The sequence below is a fragment of the Rhodococcus sp. P14 genome (assembly GCF_000256505.1).
Lineage (GTDB): Bacteria > Actinomycetota > Actinomycetes > Mycobacteriales > Mycobacteriaceae > Rhodococcus > Rhodococcus ruber.
In genome coordinates this window covers 14492-30928 of sequence record NZ_AJFC01000015.1, presented here as the reverse complement: position 1 = coordinate 30928, position 16437 = coordinate 14492, and the positions used below count along the sequence as shown (strand labels likewise).

The 16437-nt window shown below is 70.7% G+C and carries 15 protein-coding genes; 8 read left to right on the top strand and 7 right to left on the bottom strand.

Annotation, left to right across the window (positions count from 1 at the left end):
- Positions 1-1013: molybdopterin-dependent oxidoreductase (locus OEY_RS0101220; RefSeq protein ID WP_010592128.1), on the top strand; the 1013-nt coding region annotated here is incomplete at its 5' end.
- An 18-nt stretch (positions 1014-1031) separates the two neighbouring features.
- Here the strand turns inward: OEY_RS0101220 and purU are convergent.
- Both purU and OEY_RS0101210 read right to left on the bottom strand, forming a co-directional pair.
- A complete protein-coding gene (purU, locus tag OEY_RS0101215; protein ID WP_010592127.1) occupies positions 1032-1919 on the bottom strand; it encodes a formyltetrahydrofolate deformylase in 888 nt (295 codons plus the stop codon).
- Positions 1920-1962: 43 nt separating this feature from the next.
- A complete protein-coding gene (locus OEY_RS0101210) occupies positions 1963-2823 on the bottom strand; it encodes a class I SAM-dependent methyltransferase (protein WP_010592126.1) in 861 nt (286 codons plus the stop codon).
- Between the two features lie 436 nt (positions 2824-3259).
- Here OEY_RS0101210 and OEY_RS0101205 point away from each other — a divergent pair, with 436 nt between their 5' ends.
- Complete coding sequence (locus tag OEY_RS0101205) at positions 3260-6793, top strand: protein kinase domain-containing protein (RefSeq protein ID WP_443216033.1); 3534 nt, start codon at positions 3260-3262, stop codon at positions 6791-6793.
- Between the two features lie 73 nt (positions 6794-6866).
- On the opposite strand, the gene OEY_RS0101200 is transcribed toward OEY_RS0101205, so the two are convergent.
- A complete protein-coding gene (locus OEY_RS0101200) occupies positions 6867-7415 on the bottom strand; it encodes a GNAT family N-acetyltransferase (protein ID WP_010592124.1) in 549 nt (182 codons plus the stop codon).
- Positions 7416-7479: 64 nt separating this feature from the next.
- On the opposite strand from OEY_RS0101200, the gene deoC reads away from it, so the two are divergent.
- Complete coding sequence (gene deoC, locus OEY_RS0101195) at positions 7480-8145, top strand: deoxyribose-phosphate aldolase (RefSeq protein ID WP_010592123.1); 666 nt, start codon at positions 7480-7482, stop codon at positions 8143-8145.
- Positions 8146-8158: 13 nt separating this feature from the next.
- Here deoC and OEY_RS0101190 read toward each other — a convergent pair whose 3' ends face one another.
- Positions 8159-8896: an LmeA family phospholipid-binding protein gene (locus tag OEY_RS0101190; RefSeq protein ID WP_010592122.1), complete on the bottom strand. Its 738-nt coding sequence runs from the start codon at positions 8894-8896 to the stop codon at positions 8159-8161.
- Positions 8897-8998: 102 nt separating this feature from the next.
- Between OEY_RS0101190 and OEY_RS0101185 the strand changes: the two genes are divergently transcribed.
- A complete protein-coding gene (locus OEY_RS0101185; RefSeq protein WP_010592121.1) occupies positions 8999-9616 on the top strand; it encodes a type IV toxin-antitoxin system AbiEi family antitoxin domain-containing protein in 618 nt (205 codons plus the stop codon).
- Here OEY_RS0101185 and OEY_RS0101180 read toward each other — a convergent pair.
- The 3 genes from OEY_RS0101180 to OEY_RS0101170 all read right to left on the bottom strand — a co-directional run bounded on the left by OEY_RS0101180 (position 9562) and on the right by OEY_RS0101170 (position 11540).
- A complete protein-coding gene (locus OEY_RS0101180) occupies positions 9562-10395 on the bottom strand; it encodes a hypothetical protein (protein ID WP_010592120.1) in 834 nt (277 codons plus the stop codon). The genes OEY_RS0101185 and OEY_RS0101180 overlap by 55 nt on opposite strands.
- 8 nt (positions 10396-10403) lie before the next feature.
- Positions 10404-10910 (bottom strand): DUF2505 domain-containing protein, encoded by a 507-nt coding sequence (locus tag OEY_RS0101175; protein ID WP_003937518.1) that lies wholly within the window; start codon positions 10908-10910, stop codon positions 10404-10406.
- Between the two features lie 126 nt (positions 10911-11036).
- Entirely contained in the window at positions 11037-11540 is a 504-nt protein-coding gene (locus tag OEY_RS0101170) for a DUF2505 domain-containing protein (protein WP_010592119.1), read from the bottom strand.
- Positions 11541-11611: 71 nt separating this feature from the next.
- Here OEY_RS0101170 and OEY_RS0101165 point away from each other — a divergent pair, with 71 nt between their 5' ends.
- From OEY_RS0101165 to OEY_RS0101150, 4 genes are all read left to right on the top strand, one after another.
- On the top strand, positions 11612-12658 hold the full coding sequence (locus OEY_RS0101165; protein ID WP_010592118.1) for a UDP-N-acetylmuramate dehydrogenase: 1047 nt from the start codon (positions 11612-11614) through the stop codon (positions 12656-12658).
- Positions 12659-12724: 66 nt separating this feature from the next.
- Positions 12725-13900, top strand: a complete 1176-nt coding sequence (locus OEY_RS0101160) for a L,D-transpeptidase (RefSeq protein ID WP_043804083.1) — start codon at positions 12725-12727, stop codon at positions 13898-13900.
- A gap of 521 nt (positions 13901-14421) precedes the next feature.
- Positions 14422-14631 carry a hypothetical protein gene (locus OEY_RS31065; RefSeq protein ID WP_010592116.1) on the top strand — a complete coding sequence of 70 codons (210 nt, stop codon included), beginning with the start codon at positions 14422-14424 and terminating at the stop codon, positions 14629-14631.
- Between the two features lie 120 nt (positions 14632-14751).
- Entirely contained in the window at positions 14752-16350 is a 1599-nt protein-coding gene (locus OEY_RS0101150; RefSeq protein ID WP_010592115.1) for an MFS transporter, read from the top strand.
- Positions 16351-16437: the final 87 nt, after the last annotated feature.

Here is a 16437-nt window from a genome sequence, read left to right as displayed (position 1 = left end):
CCGCCGGCGCCGCCGGCCGGCGCCTCACCGACCGGCTGGCGCGGGCCGTCGAGGACCGTGCCCGGTTCCTGATCCCGCGGCCGGCTCGGGCCGCCGCTCCCGTGCCGGCGGGCACCGAGGTGACGGTCCCCGGCGCGACCCCCTTCCTCACCTCGCCGGCGGAGTTCTACCGCATCGACACCGCACTGCGGGTGCCGCGGTTGCGCACCGCGGACTGGCAGCTGCGCATCCACGGCATGGTCGAGCGGGAGGTGACGCTCACCTGGGACGATCTGGCCGCGTTCGAACCCGTCGAACGGATCCTCACCCTCACCTGCGTGTCCAACGAGGTCGGGGGCGACCTGGCCGGCAACGCCCGCTGGATCGGATACCGGATGCGCGACCTGCTCGCGCGGGCCGGAGTCCGGGCCGACGCCGACATGCTCCTGTCCACCAGCGCCGACGGCTTCACCTGCGGCACCCCCGTCGACGCCGTCCTCGACGGCCGCGACGCCCTGCTCGCCGTCGCGATGAACGGCGAACCGCTGCCGTTCGAACACGGATATCCGGCCCGGCAGGTGGTACCGGGCCTGTACGGCTACGTCTCCGCCACCAAGTGGGTCGTCGACTGGGAACTGACCCGCTTCGACCGGGCCGAGGCCTACTGGACGAAACGCGGCTGGGCCGAGCAGGCCCCCGTCCGGACCGCCTCACGCATCGACGTTCCCGCCGCCTTCGGCCGGCTCGGGTCCGGGCCCGTGGTCGTCGCCGGTACCGCGTGGGCGCAGCATCGCGGCATCGACCGCGTCGAGGTCCGTGTCGACGGCGGCCCCTGGAACGAGGCCGTGCTCGCCGAGGAGTACTCGCTCGACACGTGGCGGCAGTGGACGTGGCGCTGGGATGCGACGCCCGGCACGCACACCCTCGAGGTGCGTGCCACCGACGGGGAGGGCCGGGTGCAGGACGAGCAGCGCCGCCCGCCGATCCCCGACGGCGCCACCGGCTGGCACAGCCGCACCGTCACCGTGGGCTGACCGGCGGATCCCGCGTCGTCAGCTGAAGACGACGGTCTTGCTGCCGTGCACCAGCACCCGGTCCTCGAGGTGCCAGCGCAGACCGCGGGCCAGCACCAGCTTCTCGACGTCCCGTCCGAGGCGCACCATGTCGCCGACGGTGTCGGCGTGACCGACGCGCACCACGTCCTGCTCGATGATCGGGCCGGCGTCCAGCTCGGGGGTCACGTAGTGGCACGTCGCGCCGATCAGCTTCACACCGCGTGCGAAGGCCTGATGGTAGGGGCGTGCGCCGATGAACGACGGCAGGAAGCTGTGGTGGATGTTGATCGCCCGGCCCGCCCAGTGCTCGCACAGCTCGGGCGGCAGGATCTGCATGAACCGCGCGAGCACGACCGCGTGCGGGTCGTGCACGTCGACGAGTTTGCGCACCTGCTCGAACGCGGGCCCGCGCTGCTGCGGATCCTTGGGGAAGGACACGTAGTGGAAGTCGATGCCGTGCCGGCGGGTCACCCGCTCGAGGTCGGGATGGTTCCCCACGACCGCACAGATCTCCGCGTTCAGCTCGCCGGCGGCCACCCGGCCCAGGATGTCGTGCAGGCAGTGGCCTTCCTTGCTGACGAGGAGCACCACCCGCTTGGTCTCGCCGGTGTCCTGCAGCGTCCACTCGGTTTCCGGGCCCAGTTCCGCCGCGACGGTCGCGAATCGCTGGCGCAGTTCGTCGAGGCCGAGCGGAATGGAGGAGGCGCGCACCGCCTGACGAGTGAAGAACCAGCCGCTGTCGGGGTCCGCGTGGTAGCCGGCTTCGACGATCGAGCCGCCCACGTCCGCGAGGAAGGTCGAGATGCGGGCGACGATGCCGGTGGCGTCGGGGCAGCCCAGTGACAGTACATACCGACGGTCGTCGGACGAGGCAGCGGAGGTCATGCCGTCCAGTCTCTCAGGTGGGATCCCGGCCCCACCCGACCGGTCACACCGTCGCGGGGGGCCGCCGGACCGTGGCGGTCCCGACGAGGGTCGTCGCGTCGATCGTGTGGATGCCGCGCTCGGTGACGGCCGCGAGGAATTCGGCGCGCACCGCGGCGACCGCGTCGGCGTCGAGCCCGGCCAGGACCGCCCGCAAGCCCGATCCGGTCACCAGTGCCCAGCACAGCTCGTCGGTGGCGGGGAGCAGGTTCGACAGGGTGCGTACCTCCACCGAGTGGGTGCCGGCGGCCGCGAGCCACGCCTCGAGGGTGCGCGGCAGATCGATCGTGTGCAGCGGCGTCCGGTCCCGCAGCGACGGCCGGCCGGCCACCGCCGGGTTGCGCAGGCCGACGACGTCGAACAGCGTCGCGCTGATCTCCTCCATCGCCCCGGCCCGCCATACGGTCACACCGACCCGGCCGCCGTGCCGCACCAGGCCCACCAGACGATCGAACGTCGCGTCCATGCAGGGCAGCAGGAACACCCCGTAGGAGACGGCGAGCGCGTCGTACCCGTCCTCCGGGACCGCGGACGGCGGTTCCCACGTGGTGGCGTCCGCGCACACGAAGTCGATGTTCTGCAGCGCCCGTTCGGCGGCGACGAGCCGGCCGCGCTCGAGCAGGTCGTCGGCGACGTCGATCGCGTGGACCCGGCCCGTCGGCCCCACGGCCGCGGCGGCGGGTAGCGCCGAGGCACCGGCGCCGCAGCACACGTCCAGCACCGTCGCGCCGGGACCCGGCCCGAGCTGGAAGATCAGGACCTGCCCGGCCGGGCCCCATACCGTCGGCGTGAGCCGGTCGAAGTCGCCGCTCGCGTCGTCGAAGGTGCTCGCGAGCCGTGCCGTCTCGTCCACTGCGTCGGTCATGCCTGGTCCTCGGGTTCTCGAAGCCGGGGCCGGAGCCCCGGACGCCCAGCGGTGCAGCCGATACCTTATGGCAATACCGAACGTTTCAGTTCCGTAGGCTGGATGGCCCCTTCGCGTCCGGTGAGACGAGTGCGGTGCGGCGGCGAGGACGGGGATGCCGGTCGTGACCGTCTTCCGGGCGACAGGAAGCGTTGGGCGAGTTCGACGTCGGAGCCGGGGTGCGCATGGTCACCGCCGGCGCGGTGCCGTTCACCCGCGCAGGACCTCGCGCTCCTCGCCGGCAGGGAATCACCCGGGAATCCGGCCCCAGCCGTGGAGAGAACCGGCCCGTCGGCACGACGGACTTCGCGCGGGCGGCGCCTAGAATCGGAAGCAATCCGAGGTGGCGTCATGATCAGGTCCGCAGATCACCGGCCGGCAGAACCGGCCACCGGCAGTGCCGCGGTACACCTCCCGGAGTGCCGGGCGCAGTCCGAAGACCGGGTGCACAGTGTCCGGTGACGCCGCTGCACGTTCCGCTGATCCGCCCCCGAGGGAGCTCGCGGACGAATTGGGCGCGGCCGGTTTCGTCGAGCCGCGGGTGGCAGGGCGGGGAGGGTTCGGCATCGTCTACCGCTGTCGTCAGCCCGCCCTCGACCGAGTGGTAGCGGTCAAGGTGATGAGCCCCAGTCCGGACGAGACCGACCGCGTGCGGTTTCTGCGCGAGCAGCAGGCGATGGGCCGGCTGTCGGGGCATCCGAACATCGTGCACGTGCTCGAGGCCGGCGTCACCCGTACCGGGCGTCCCTTCATCCTGATGCCGTTCCACCGCCGGGACTCCCTCGAAGCGTGGATCGACCGGCGCGGGGCCCGCACGGTCGCCGAGGTTCTCGACATCGGCATCAAGGTGGCCGGGGCGCTCGAGACGGCGCATCGGGCGGGTGTCCTGCACCGCGACGTCAAACCGGCGAACATCCTGATCTCCGAGTACGGCGAACCGCAACTGACCGATTTCGGGATCGCCCGGCTGTCGGATCGGCAGGACACCACGCGGGGCTTGGTGGTGGGCTCGCCCGCCTACACCGCGCCGGAGCTGCTGCACGGGCAGTCTCCGTCGGTCGTCTCGGACGTCTACGGACTCGGCGCCACCTTGTTCACCGCTCTGGCCGGCCGGCCTGCCTACGCGCGCCGCCGTGGGGAGGAACTGGTGGCGCAGCTGCTGCGGATCAGCACCGAACCGATTCCGGATCTGCGCGAGCGGGATGTTCCGGAGGGGGTGTGTGCGGTGATCGAGCAGGCGATGGCCCGGGAGCCCGCCCACCGTTTCGGTACGGCGGCGGCGTTGGGGGAGGCGCTGCGCAGCGCCGGGACCGATCTCGGTTACCTCGTTGCCGACCTGCCGCTGCCGTTGGCCTGGGACGAGGAGAGCCCACCGCAGCAGGAAGGTCGCGAATCCCCCGCGACCGCGGCGTATCTGCGCCTCGACCCGTCGGCTGGTGGATCCGTGCCCGCTCGTCCGCCCGCCGCGGCGACCAAGTACCGTCCACCGGTCGCGGCTCATGCGATGGTGCAGCGCACCCGGTTGCTCGACCGGCTCGGTACCGCGACCCGGGCGCGACTGATCTTGATCCACGGCCCGGCCGGATACGGCAAGACCACCGTGGCCGCCCAGTACGTGCGGATGCTCGAGCACGACGGTGGCAAGACCGCGTGGTTGTCGATCGACGAGGACGACAACACCCCCGCCTGGTTTCTCGCGCATCTCGTCGATGCGGTCACGGTGACCCTGCCCCGGCTGGGCAGAGAGCTGACCCGTGTCCTGGAGGGACACGGGGAGGGTGCCGAGCGGTTCGTGCTGACCACCCTCATCAACCGGACACACACGGGCGGGCAGCACATCGCGGTGGTACTCGACGACTGGCACCGGGTGACCAACCCCGCCAGCCGGGCCATCGCCCGGTTCCTGCTCGAGCAAGGGTGCCACCACTTGCAGCTGGTCGTCACCAGCCGGGCCCGGCAGGGTCTGCCGCTGAGCGGCCTGCGCGTGCACAACGAGTTGATCGAGATCGACGCCGCCGCATTGCGCTTCGATGTCGACGAGTCCCGCGAGCTGCTCACCGGTACTACCGGATTGACCATGGAGGACAAAGACATTGCCGAGCTCGAGGAAACAACCGATGGGTGGGCGGCGGCCCTGCAGCTGGGCTCGCTGGCACTACGCGAACACCATGACCCCCGGACGGTCATCCGCCAGCTGTCGGGCCGGCATCGCGCCCTCGGCGAGTACCTCGCCGAAAACGTCCTCGACAGCCTCGAACCGGACCTGCTCGACTTCCTGTTGGCCACCGCGGTCAGCGAACGCACGTGCGCAGCCCTGGCCACCGCCCTGACCGGCCGCCGGGACGCCCAGGCCGTGCTCGAGGACGTCGAAGACCGGGACCTGTTCCTCACCCGGCTCGACGAGGAAGGACAGTGGTTCCGTTACCACCACCTGTTCACCGACTATCTACGCCGCCGGCTCGAACGAGGCGACCCGGAACGGCTGCACGAGCTGCACCGGACCGCGGCCCGGTGGTTCGCCGATCAACGCCTGTCGAGTGCGGCGGTCGATCATTTCCGCGCTGCCGGCGACGACGACGCGGCGATCGACGTGGTCGAGCGGGAAGCGATCCCACTGCTCGAACAATCCCGGATGAACACTCTGCTCGGGTTGGAGACCAAGCTACCGACGACCGCCGGCGCGATGCGGCCACGCCTGCAGCTGGCGGTGGCCTGGGCGCACGCACTGCTACACCACCGCACTGCGGCCAACGACGCCCTCAGCCGCCTCGAGACAGTGCTGCCGACCGTGCCCGGCGACGAAGAGGCTGACGCCCGGGCCGAGGCCTCTCTCATCCGGGCCACCATCACCGTCTTCGACGACCGTCTCGACCACCTCGGCGAGGCACTCGAGGCATGCATCGCCCGCGCCGACAGACTCCGTCCGTGGATTCTGTGCGGTGTTGCCGATGTGGCCTCGTTCCGCGAGATCCAGCGGTTCGACTTCGACGAGGCCCGGCGCTGGCAGCAATGGGCACGCCCGTATCACCGCCGCGCCTCCGGGCCGTTCAGTGTCATCTACGGCTATTGCCTCGATGCGGTGGCCGCACGGGAACAACTCGATCTCGACGGCGCCGAGACGAGCCTGCGCCACGCCATGCACCTGGCCACCGCTTCCGACGAAGACAATTCCTACAGCTCCCGCCTCACCGGTGCCCTCCTCGGGGAAATGCTGTACGAACAGGGAAACCTCGCCGAGGCCGAAGGCCTGCTCGACGAGAGCTACAGCCTCGGCGCCGAAGGCGGAACCGTCGAGTTCATGCTCGCCACGTACGTCATCGGCGCTCGCCTGAAGCATCGCCTGGGGCAGCACGAACAGGCCGCCGAGCGACTGGCCGAAGGGGAGCGGCTGGCACTGTCACTGCAACTGCCCCGTCTGGCGGTGCATATCACCAACGAGCGCATCCGGACGGGCATCGGGATACCGCAGGTCTCCCCGGTCGCCTTCCCTGCCGGGCTTCCGAGCGACGTTCCTGACGGGATCGCCCAGGTCACGGCCGAGACCACGGAAGAGGCGGCAATCCGGCTGCTGCTCGCCGCCGGCTCCGACAGTGACCGGACACACGCGTGCCGGCGCGCCCGAATCCTCACCGAGTCGATCAGCGCCACCGACCGGCCCCGAGCGTCCCTCTATGCCCGCTTGCTGCTGACCGAGTGCCTTGTCACGGTCGGCTCACTCGCGGAAGCGGAACGAGTGTTGCTGCCCGTCCTCGAGCAGTGTGCACGGTCGGGGTTGGTCCAGCCGGTCCTCGATACCGGACCCGCTGTGCGAGAACTCGTTCGGCGGGTCGGTGCGGACCGGCACGACCGCAGCATCAGCCCCGCCCTCGGCCACTTCCTCGATCGGCTGCACACAGCACCACGGCCGTCCGCAACACCGGAGGACACGTGAGTCCTCCCACCCCGGGGAACACCGGATCGAGCGCATCGCGACACCGCGATTGCCGCCCCGACGATCCCCCGCGCTAGCCGATCTCGTAGAACGGAGGGGCGTAGCGGAAGACGCCGCGCAGCTGCGGCCGGTGCGCGGTGAGGGCGCGGGCCTGCAGGTGCGACGCCCATTCGGGCACGTCGGGATCGACACCGAGCTCGGCGGCCGGGACGAACCCGAAACGCGGGTAGTAGTCCAGGTGCCCGAGCAGCACGACGAGCGGTTCGTCGAGGGCATCCGCCGCGCCGAGCACCGCGTGCATCAGGGCGCCCCCGACGCCGGCGCGCTGCCACGCCGGCAGCACCCCGATCGGCCCGAGCGCCAGCGCCGGCTCGCCGTCGACCGTGCCGCGGGTGACGCACACGTGCCCGACGACCGAGCCCTCGGCTCCGGTTGTGCCCGAGTCCTCGGCTCCGGTTGCGACGAGCGAGAGCCGGGGCAACCACGCCGGGCCGGCACGCAGCGCCTCGACGAGGCCGGGCTCGACCGGCTCCACGCCGGCGGGAGCGAGCGGCGCGAATGCGGCGCGGTGCACGTCGCCGATCGCAGGGACATCGGCGGGACGTTCTCGTCGGATGAACACCAGAGCAGTGTGGACACCGGCGCCGGGCCGGGCAACGGAATATCGCTGTGGAAAGCTGACGGGCATGCCGGAGACCACCCTCACCCGTGCCCGGGTCGCCGCGATGGTCGACCACACCCTGCTCAAACCCGAGGCGTCGGGCGCCGACGTGCGCGCGCTCGTCGACGAGGCCCGCGAACTCGGGGTCTGGTCGGTCTGCGTGTCGCCGTCGATGCTGCCGCTGCGGGCGGACGGACTCGTCGTCGCCACCGTGGCGGGCTTCCCGTCGGGCAAGCACCATTCGCTGATCAAGGGCGCCGAGGCCCGGCTCGCCGTGGATCAGGGCGCCGCCGAGATCGACATGGTGATCGACATCGGCGCGGCCGTCGCGGGGGACTACAACGCGGTGCTCGCCGACATCCTCACCGTCCGGGAGGCGATCGGGTTCGAGCCCGTGCTGAAGGTGATCCTCGAGTCGGCGGCCCTGTCGGACGAGGCGATCGTCGAGGCGTGCCGGTGCGCCGAGCGGGCGGGCGCGAACTTCGTCAAGACGTCCACCGGGTTCCATCCCGCCGGGGGCGCGTCCGTGCACGCGGTGCGGCTGATGGCCGAGACCGTGGGCGGCCGGCTCGGCGTCAAGGCCAGCGGCGGCATCCGCACGGCCGAGGCGGCGCTGGCCATGATCGAGGCCGGTGCCACCCGGCTCGGCCTGTCCGGCACCCGCGCGGTGCTCGACGGCCTGCCCGAGTGAGCGGGCCGCGGCCTCAGCAGTCGAGCTGGTTCTGCGACTGCTGGCCGGCCGGCGGCTCGGGCATCGTGTAGGCGCCGCCCTCGAGCGTCACCGCGATGCCGGAGTCGGTGACCGACACGGACGTCGCCTGCATGTCCAGCGGGTACTGCTGCAGGCTCTCGGTGAGGATCTGCACAATGCCGTCGACCAGCGCTGTCGGCAACCCGATGCCGAACAGCGACGCGTCCACCGTCTCGATCGCGATCGTCCCGTTCCGGGCCTCCGGGCGCACGGTCAGTTCCGCCAGCCCGGCGCCGCCCACGGTGAAGCGGAGGGTGCCGGCGGCCGCGTCCGGGGTGACGTCGGTGATCAGCGAGCCGAGGGGCAGCGTCTGCACCGTCGCGAGAATGCCCGACGACGGCCACACGACCTCCGCGCTCGAGCTGCCGATGGTGCCGGCCCCGGCGGCGCTCTCCCGCAGGTCCACGTCGCGGACCACGGCGTGCACCTGCATCTCCTGAGCGGGGCCGAACGCCGTGTCGTCGCTGTCGAGCGTGACGGACGAGACCTGCTTGTCCACGAGCGAGAGCAGCACCGGTTTCCACCCGAGATCCACGTCGACGTTCGTGCCGAGTTCGCTCTCGAACGACTGCGCGAGGCAGTTGGTGGCACGGTTGCGGACGTACACCTCGGCGCCGACGAGCACCGCGACCAGCGCGACGGCGAGGACGATGCCGATGGTGGCGAAGGGGACACGCTTCCGGTTCGTCATGGTTCCGGATTCTCCCGAAGAACTCTGAGGAAGGTCTGTGAAGATGCGCCGCCGGGACCGGAAAGTGTGAGGTGTACCACAGTTGTTCGGTACTGTGGCGGCATGACGGGCTGGACGGAACCTGAACACGACGCCTCCGGCCGGGTGGATCCGGACGAGGCCCTGCGACACACCGCGCTCGCCCAGGCGGGCTTCTTCACCACGCGGCAGGCCGTGGCCCACGGCATCGCCACGATCGACTTCGTCGGCCGGATCGCGGCCGGGCACTGGGTCCGGATCCAGACGGATCTGTTCCGGCTCGGTGACAGCCCGCACACGAAGTTCGACGAATTCGCGCAGTGGTGCGCCTGGTACGAGGGCGCCGCGGTGGTCTCCCACCAGAGCGCGGCGGACCTGCACGGCATGGGCCACCTGCAACCCCGCTTCCTGCACCTGTCGACGGCCGACCAGCGGACGGTGCCGAGCAACCGGCTCGCCCTGCACCACCGGCAGCTGCGCGAGCAGGACTGCGAGCAGGTGGGGTGCTTCCGCATCACGACCCCCGCGCGGACCGCCGTCGACCTGGCGGCGGGCGGAGTCTCCCAGGAGGTGCTCGACGAGCTCGTCGGCGACGCCATCGCCATCGGACGGGTCACCTCGGCGCAGCTGCACGCCGCGGTCGTCGATCAGCCCGCGGCCGTCGCCGACCGCATCGAGCTCGCGCTGCTCGCGGCCGGCTGAGTCTGCGCGGGGGCGACGAAGTCCCACGGCACGGTCAGCACACAGTCCCGCAGGCGACGGCGTTGCGGCGCCGCCGGCACCCCCTGGGCGCGCAGCAGGTCCAGGGTCGCGCGCCAGCGCACGCGCGGCCCGAACGCCGCGTGCGGGGCCGCCGCCGCCCAGGCCCGATCCGCCACCTGCAGCAGCTCGTGGATCCGTTCCCCCGGCACATTGCGGTGGATCAGCGCCTTCGGCAACCGCTCGGCCAGGTCCGACGGTGCAGCTGAATGGAAGGGGCTCCACGCGAGGGTGAGCGTGCGCGGGCCGTGCTCGTCGAGCAGCACCCATGCGCACCGCCGGCCCAGTTCGTCGCACGTGCCGTCGAGCAGCAGCCCGCCCGGTGCGAGCCCGGCCCGCAGCCGAGCCCACGCCGGCGCCACCGCCTCCTCCGGGTACTGACGCAACACGTTGAATGCGCGGATCAGCACCGGCCGGAGCCCGGCCAGCTCGAAGCCCCCGCGGGCGAACTCCACGCCGTCGCGGCCCGGCACCACCCGCCCGGGATCGATCTCGAGACCCACCACCCGCAGCCGGCGGCGCACCGTGCGCAGCCGCGCGGCCAGTTCGAGGGTGGTCACCGGCATCGCGCCGTAACCGAGGTCGACGACGAGCGCATCGTCCCGCGAGTGCAGGACGCGGGCGACGTCGGGATGGTGCATCAGCCACCGGTCGCTGCGGCGCAGGCGATTGATGCCCGTGGTGCCGCGGGTGACGACACCTTCCGGGCGCGGTACGCGCACGGGGGGAACTACCCGAACCGGCGCGCGAGCCAGTCGGCGGTGATCTCCGCCTCGGTGCGGAACAGGTCGACGAGGTTGACGAGCATGAGCTGCTCGAGTTTGCCGCCGATGAACGGCAGGAAGACCTTGGCCTCCGACGTGGTGCGCAGGGTGCTGCCCCCGTCCGAGGCGAACAGTTCCATCGTGCCGGTGAGGCTGCCGGGCCCGGCGGGGACCGAGGCCTGGTAGCTGCCGGTGATCGTGTCGCCGAGGGGGGTGTAGGTCTCCTTGCGGGTGATGACCATGTCCTTCTTCATCACCGTCCGGGCGATCTCGGGCAGTTCCGTGCGGGGCAGGACGTGGTGCAGGACCAGGTCGATACCGTCGTCCGACACCTCGAACTCGGCGAGATGGTTCTCGGAGTACTTGCGCATCTCCACGATGCGCGCCTCCCAGTGCGTGCGGTCCGAGAGCGCCTCGTACACCTGCTCCGGGCTGTACGGATAGCGGGCGGAGTAGTCGATTCGCCGTGCCATGACAGCCGAGGTTACCGGTTCGTTACCGAACCACGGAAATCGTCACGGCTCCGCAACGGCACGTCAGTGTGGTTCGGACAGCCGTCGGTGTGGTTCGGACAGCGGTCAGTGTGGTTCGGACAGCCGTCAGTGCGGTTCGGACAGCCACTGCGCTGTGAACGTGCGCTCGACGTCGAACAGTTCGACGATCTGCTCGACGATGATGCCCTCGATCTTGCCGCCGAGGAAGGGGATCCGCACCTCGGCGGTGCCGTCGATCTCCACGATGGTGCCCGAGCCGTCCGGGGCCATCGTGGACGTGCCGTCCACCTTGCCGGGCAGCCCGTCCACGTGCGCGGAGAAGCTGCCCGTCGCGCGGTCCCCGCTCAGCGGCTGCCACGACTCGTGCCGATGGATGACCAGGTCGCCGGGATGGAAGTTGGTGACGAAGCTCGGCAGGTGCTCGGCCGGGATGGACTGCGTCATGTGCAGGTCGATCGTCCCGTCGCCGATGCGCACGTCCTCGAGGGTCGCGCCCGGGCCGCCGATCTCCGCCAGCCGGGTCCGCCAGTAGTTCTCGTCGACGAGCGCCGCGTGCACCGTGGCGACGGGGAACGCGTAGTGCGAGTAATGGTCGATGCGGCTGCCCATGGTCGGCACGCTACCGTTTGCGGGTGTCTGATCCGCGTATTGGGGCCCAACTCGTCGAGGCGGGCGCCGCTGTGTCCGAGCACGTGCCGCTGTCGACGCTGACCACGCTGCGGCTGGGCGGTCCGGCGCGGTGGCTCGCCGAGTGCACCACCACCGACACCCTCGTCGACGTCGTCCGCCTGCTCGACGCGGCCCGCGTCCCCACCCTGGTCCTGGCGGGTGGCTCCAATCTCGTGATCGGCGACGCCGGATTCGACGGCGTGGTGGTGCGCATCGCGACCACCGGGATCGAACCGGGGGAGGACACCGTCCGCGCCGAGGCGGGCGCGGTGTGGGACGACGTCGTCGCCCTCACCGTGAAGTCCGGTCTCGGGGGACTCGAGTGCCTGTCGGGGATCCCCGGCTCCACCGGCGCGACCCCGGTGCAGAATGTCGGCGCCTACGGGGTGGAGGTCGGATCGGTCCTGCGCGCCGTACGGCTGCTCGACCGCACCAGCGGCGACGTCCGGTGGGTCGGCCCCGGGGAACTCGGGCTCGGCTACCGCACCAGCGTCCTCAAACATTCCGACGACGCGCTGGTGCTCGAGGTGGACCTCGCCGTGCGGCCGGACGGGGCGAGCGCACCGCTCGGCTACCGGGAACTGGCGTCGGCGCTGCACGCCGAGGAAGGGGAGCGGCGCCCGGCGGCGGAGGTGCGTGAGCAGGTGCTGACGCTGCGCCGCGGCAAGGGCATGGTGCTCGATCCGGGCGACCTCGACACCTGGAGCGCCGGATCGTTCTTCACCAACCCGGTGCTCTCCGACGACGAGCTGTCCCGGGTGCTCGCGGTCGTCGAGGAACGCGTCGGGCCCGACGTGCGGATCCCGCGATTCCCCGCGGACGGCGGCACCAAGCTCTCCGCGGGATGGCTGATCGAGCGAGCCGGGTTCGGCAAGGGCTTCCCCGGGGCCGACGCACCGGTGCGGCTGTCCACCAAGCACACCCTCGCACTCACCAACCGGGGAGCCGCGACCACCGCCGATCTGGTGGCCCTCGCCCGGGAGGTGCGCGACGGCGTGCAGGACGCGTTCGGGGTGCGGCTCGAGCCGGAGCCGGTGACCGTGGGCTGCTTCATCTGAGAGCCGGTCTGCCAGACCTGCCGCCGCGCTGCGACGCGACAGCGCGGCGGGCGTACCCTCGTCGGAGTGCTCCACCTGGGTGAACGAAGTCGTCGGTTGTTGTGGTTCGGGCTGCTCGCACTCGTCGCGGTGCTTGCGGCGTGCTCGTCGGGTCCCGGCGGGAGCGCGGTACCCGCCGGCACCGGGCCCGTCGTGTCGATCGTCACCGACCCCGCCGACGGCGCCACCGACGTGAACCCCACCGCCCCGGTCCGTGTTTCGGTCACCGACGGCGAGCTCACCGACGTCGCCCTCACGAACGTCGGAACGAGCGCCGTCGTGCGTGGCGCCCTCGCCGCCGACCGCCGCAGCTACACCGTCGCCGAACCGCTCGGCTACGGCGCGACCTACCGCTGGTCCGGCACGGCCGTCGGCTCCGACGACGAGACCGTGGCCGTCGAGGGCAGCTTCGACACCGTCGACCCCGACCGGGTCGTCTCCGCGAACCTGAACATCGCCGACGCACAGCCGGTCGGAATCGCCGCCCCGATCATCGTCCAGTTCGACGGCCCGATCACCGACAAGGCCGCCGTCGAGAAGGCCATGGTGGTCGGCACCGACCCGCCGACCGTCGGCAGCTGGGCGTGGCTGCCCGACGACAACGGCGGTGCCCGCGCGCACTGGCGCCCGCAGCAGTACTGGACGCCGGGCACCGCGGTACACCTCGACGCGCGGCTCTACGGCCTCGACTACGGCGACGGCGCCTACGGGGCGGAGGACCTCACCCTCGACTTCACCGTCGGCCGGAGCCAGGTCGTCGTGGCCGACGCCACGTCGCACCGCATGCAGGTCGTGCGCGACGGGGTGACGATCATGGACATCCCGGTGAGCTACGGGCAGGGCAACCAAGCCCGCAACGTCACCCGCAGCGGCGTCCACGTGGTCACCGAGAAGCACGAGGACTTCCTGATGTCCAACCCGCCGTACTACGAGAACGTGCGGGAACGCTGGGCGGTGCGGATCTCCAACAACGGCGAGTTCATCCACGCCAACCCCGCGACCCTCGGCCAGCAGGGCGCGACCAACGTCACCAACGGCTGCATCAACCTCTCGCTCGGGGACGCCCAGGAGTACTTCGCGACGGCGATGTACGGCGACCCGGTCGAGGTGTCCGGAACGTCGATCGAGCTGTCCGCCGCGGACGGCGACCTGTACGACTGGGCGATCGACTGGCCCACCTGGCAGTCGATGTCCGCGCTGTAGAAACCCGCCGGAATCGGGGCGGCACCGAGCGGCAACGGGTGCAGGCTGCGGCGCTGTCGGGGGGACCGCGCGTCGTCGGTGGCCACCGAGTATCCGCTGAATTCTCACGTGCTGGAAAAGCTCTTCGGTGCCGAGGTGCAGAAGCTCCCGACGCGGGCAATCAGGGACCCGGTCGTGCTTGTGGGATCGCGACCGATCGCATCCGAAACGCCGGCGACGGGACGGCGTGAGGGTGATCATGTAGGCGGAGGTAACCATGGAACCGAAGGTCCCGGGTTCGCGCGGCGGTTCGCTGCCGAGCACCCCAGAGGCACCGGACGACCATGGAGTTCGGCTCGAGACCGGGCAGGGTGCCGCGGCGGTCCGGAATGCCGCCGGCACCGACGCTGGTGGGCCGCCCGAGGCCGGGGAACGCCGGAAGCTGCTGTACGTCACCTTTCCGGGGTGCTGGGGTGCACTCGTTTTCGCGTGTCTGTCGTTCACGCCGTCGCTCGCTCCCGCGCGGCGGGCTCCTGCAGGGCATGATCTGCGGGATCACTGCCGCGATCGGATACGGGCCGGGCGTGCTCGCAGCCTTCGTGTGGCGCGCGTTCGCCGACCGCCCGGCCCTGGAGCCGATTCGGAGCTATGCCGGGCTCACCTCGGCCGAGGACTCCGAGAGCCGGGCGGCCGTGGCAGTCGAGGGCCTGACCCGGGTCGGGGTTTCCAGCGCGGCGATTCGGTCGTGGTGACGACGACCGGGAGCGGCTGGGTGGACCCGGCCCTGGTGGACACGCACCCGCCCCCGCAAGCCCGACGCGGGCGACCGGGCGTTCGACCACGTCCACGGATGCGAGGAGGGTGGGTCTGCCGTGACCGAAGAATCGACCGCCGCCGGTTCCGCGGGGGCAGCGCGCCCGCAACGACTGCTGGCCATCCTGCTGGCGATGGCGATGTTCGTGCTGGTCGTCGACACGTCACTGATGAACGTCTCGATCTCGTCGGTGGTCCGGGATCTCGAGACGACCGTGAGCGGCGTCCAGGCGGCGATCGCGCTCGAGGCGCTGGTGTCGGCGGCGTTCATCCTGATAGGTAGCAAGGTCGGCGATCTGATCGGACGCAAACGTGCCTACGTGCTGGGTCTGCTCGGCTACGCCGTAGGTGCGGCGGCGATGGCACTCGCGCAGAGCCTGACGGCGGTCATCGTCTTCTGGGCACTTCTGGGTGGAATCGGCGCATCACTCCTCCTGCCCGCGATGCAGTCCCTCATACACGGCAACTTCGAAGGAGACGATCAGAAGAAGGTCTACGCCCTCGTCGGGGCGGCGGCCGCGATCGCCGCGGCCGTCGGACCGCTGCTCGGAGGTTTCATCACCACCTACCTTTCCTGGCGCCTCGCGTTCGTGCTCGAGGTCGTCATCATTGCGATCGTGCTGTCCGGCATCAGACTCGTCCGAGATGTGCCGTACACAGGACCTCGGGGCGTCGACACAGTCGGTGCCGTGCTCTCGGTGTTGGGCATGGGCGGCATCGTGCTGGGAATCCTGGTGTGGCAGGAGGGCGGCGAGGCAGTCGCCGCGCTCCTGGTGAGCGGTGCGGCGGCCCTGGCCGGACTGGCGTACTGGCTCGGGCGGCGCAAGCGGCGAGGCGAACCCAGCCTGCTGGACCCGGATCTGTTCACGTCCAAGATCTTCAGACTGGGGATCTCCCAGCAGATGCTCCAGCAGATAGCGCTGGGTGGCACCATGATTGCGCTGCCGATCTACCTGCAGATGGTGCTCGAATACAATGCGATGCAGGCGGGTTTGTCCCTCGCACCCCTCTCCCTCAGCATGTTCGCAGTGGCGCTGCTCGCGGGGAAGAAGGCGGGCGATCGGCGCCCCAGCAGCATCATCCGGTGGGGATTCGTTCTGCTCACGATCGGGATCGTGGCGCTGATCCCGATCGTGCCCCGGGCAGAGTTCGGTTGGGCCCTGGTGGTCCCCCTCATGATCGCGGGGTCGGGTCTGGGGCTGTTGGTGTCGCAACTCAACAACTACACGCTGGCTCCGATCTCGCAGGAGCGTGTCAGCGAGGCAGCAGGTGTGAACTCGGCGGCCGGATCGTTCGGGTTGTCGTTCGGGTTGGCGTTCGCCGGTGCCATCATGCTGGCAACGCTGTCCATCACGTTCACCGCGATGGCGGAATCGAGCACCGTCCTTCCCCCAGCCGAGCAGCAACAGGTGGCACAGGTGCTCGAGGACGACGCCGAGGTCATGAGCAACACCCAGCTCACGGAGTTGCTCGCCGATCAGCCCCCGGACGTTCAGGACGAGATCATCCGCATCAACACGGACGCGCGGCCTCTCGCCCTGCAGGTGGCGCTGCTCGTTCCGCTCCTGGCCGGTCTCCTCGGGCTGTTCAACTCGTTCCGAATGAATCGGCTACCGGACACCCCGTCCACGGTCTCCGACCGGACGGAACCGCACTGACGGACGGGAATGTCACGGCTCGGGTGGACCTTCGACCCGAGATCGTCCGTCCCCCTGCCGTGGACGGACGATCATCATGCCCGAGCC

Coding starts and splice junctions, on each gene's coding strand:
- purU (WP_010592127.1), bottom strand. CDS start 1,919: ATGACCTCCGCTGCCTCGTCCGACGACCGTCGGTATGTACTGTCACTG.
- OEY_RS0101185 (WP_010592121.1), top strand. CDS start 8,999: ATGACGGGCTGGACGGAACCTGAACACGACGCCTCCGGCCGGGTGGAT.
- OEY_RS0101175 (WP_003937518.1), bottom strand. CDS start 10,910: ATGGCACGGCGAATCGACTACTCCGCCCGCTATCCGTACAGCCCGGAG.
- OEY_RS0101210 (WP_010592126.1), bottom strand. CDS start 2,823: ATGACCGACGCAGTGGACGAGACGGCACGGCTCGCGAGCACCTTCGAC.
- OEY_RS0101170 (WP_010592119.1), bottom strand. CDS start 11,540: ATGGGCAGCCGCATCGACCATTACTCGCACTACGCGTTCCCCGTCGCC.
- OEY_RS31065 (WP_010592116.1), top strand. CDS start 14,422: ATGATCTGCGGGATCACTGCCGCGATCGGATACGGGCCGGGCGTGCTC.
- deoC (WP_010592123.1), top strand. CDS start 7,480: ATGCCGGAGACCACCCTCACCCGTGCCCGGGTCGCCGCGATGGTCGAC.
- OEY_RS0101190 (WP_010592122.1), bottom strand. CDS start 8,896: ATGACGAACCGGAAGCGTGTCCCCTTCGCCACCATCGGCATCGTCCTC.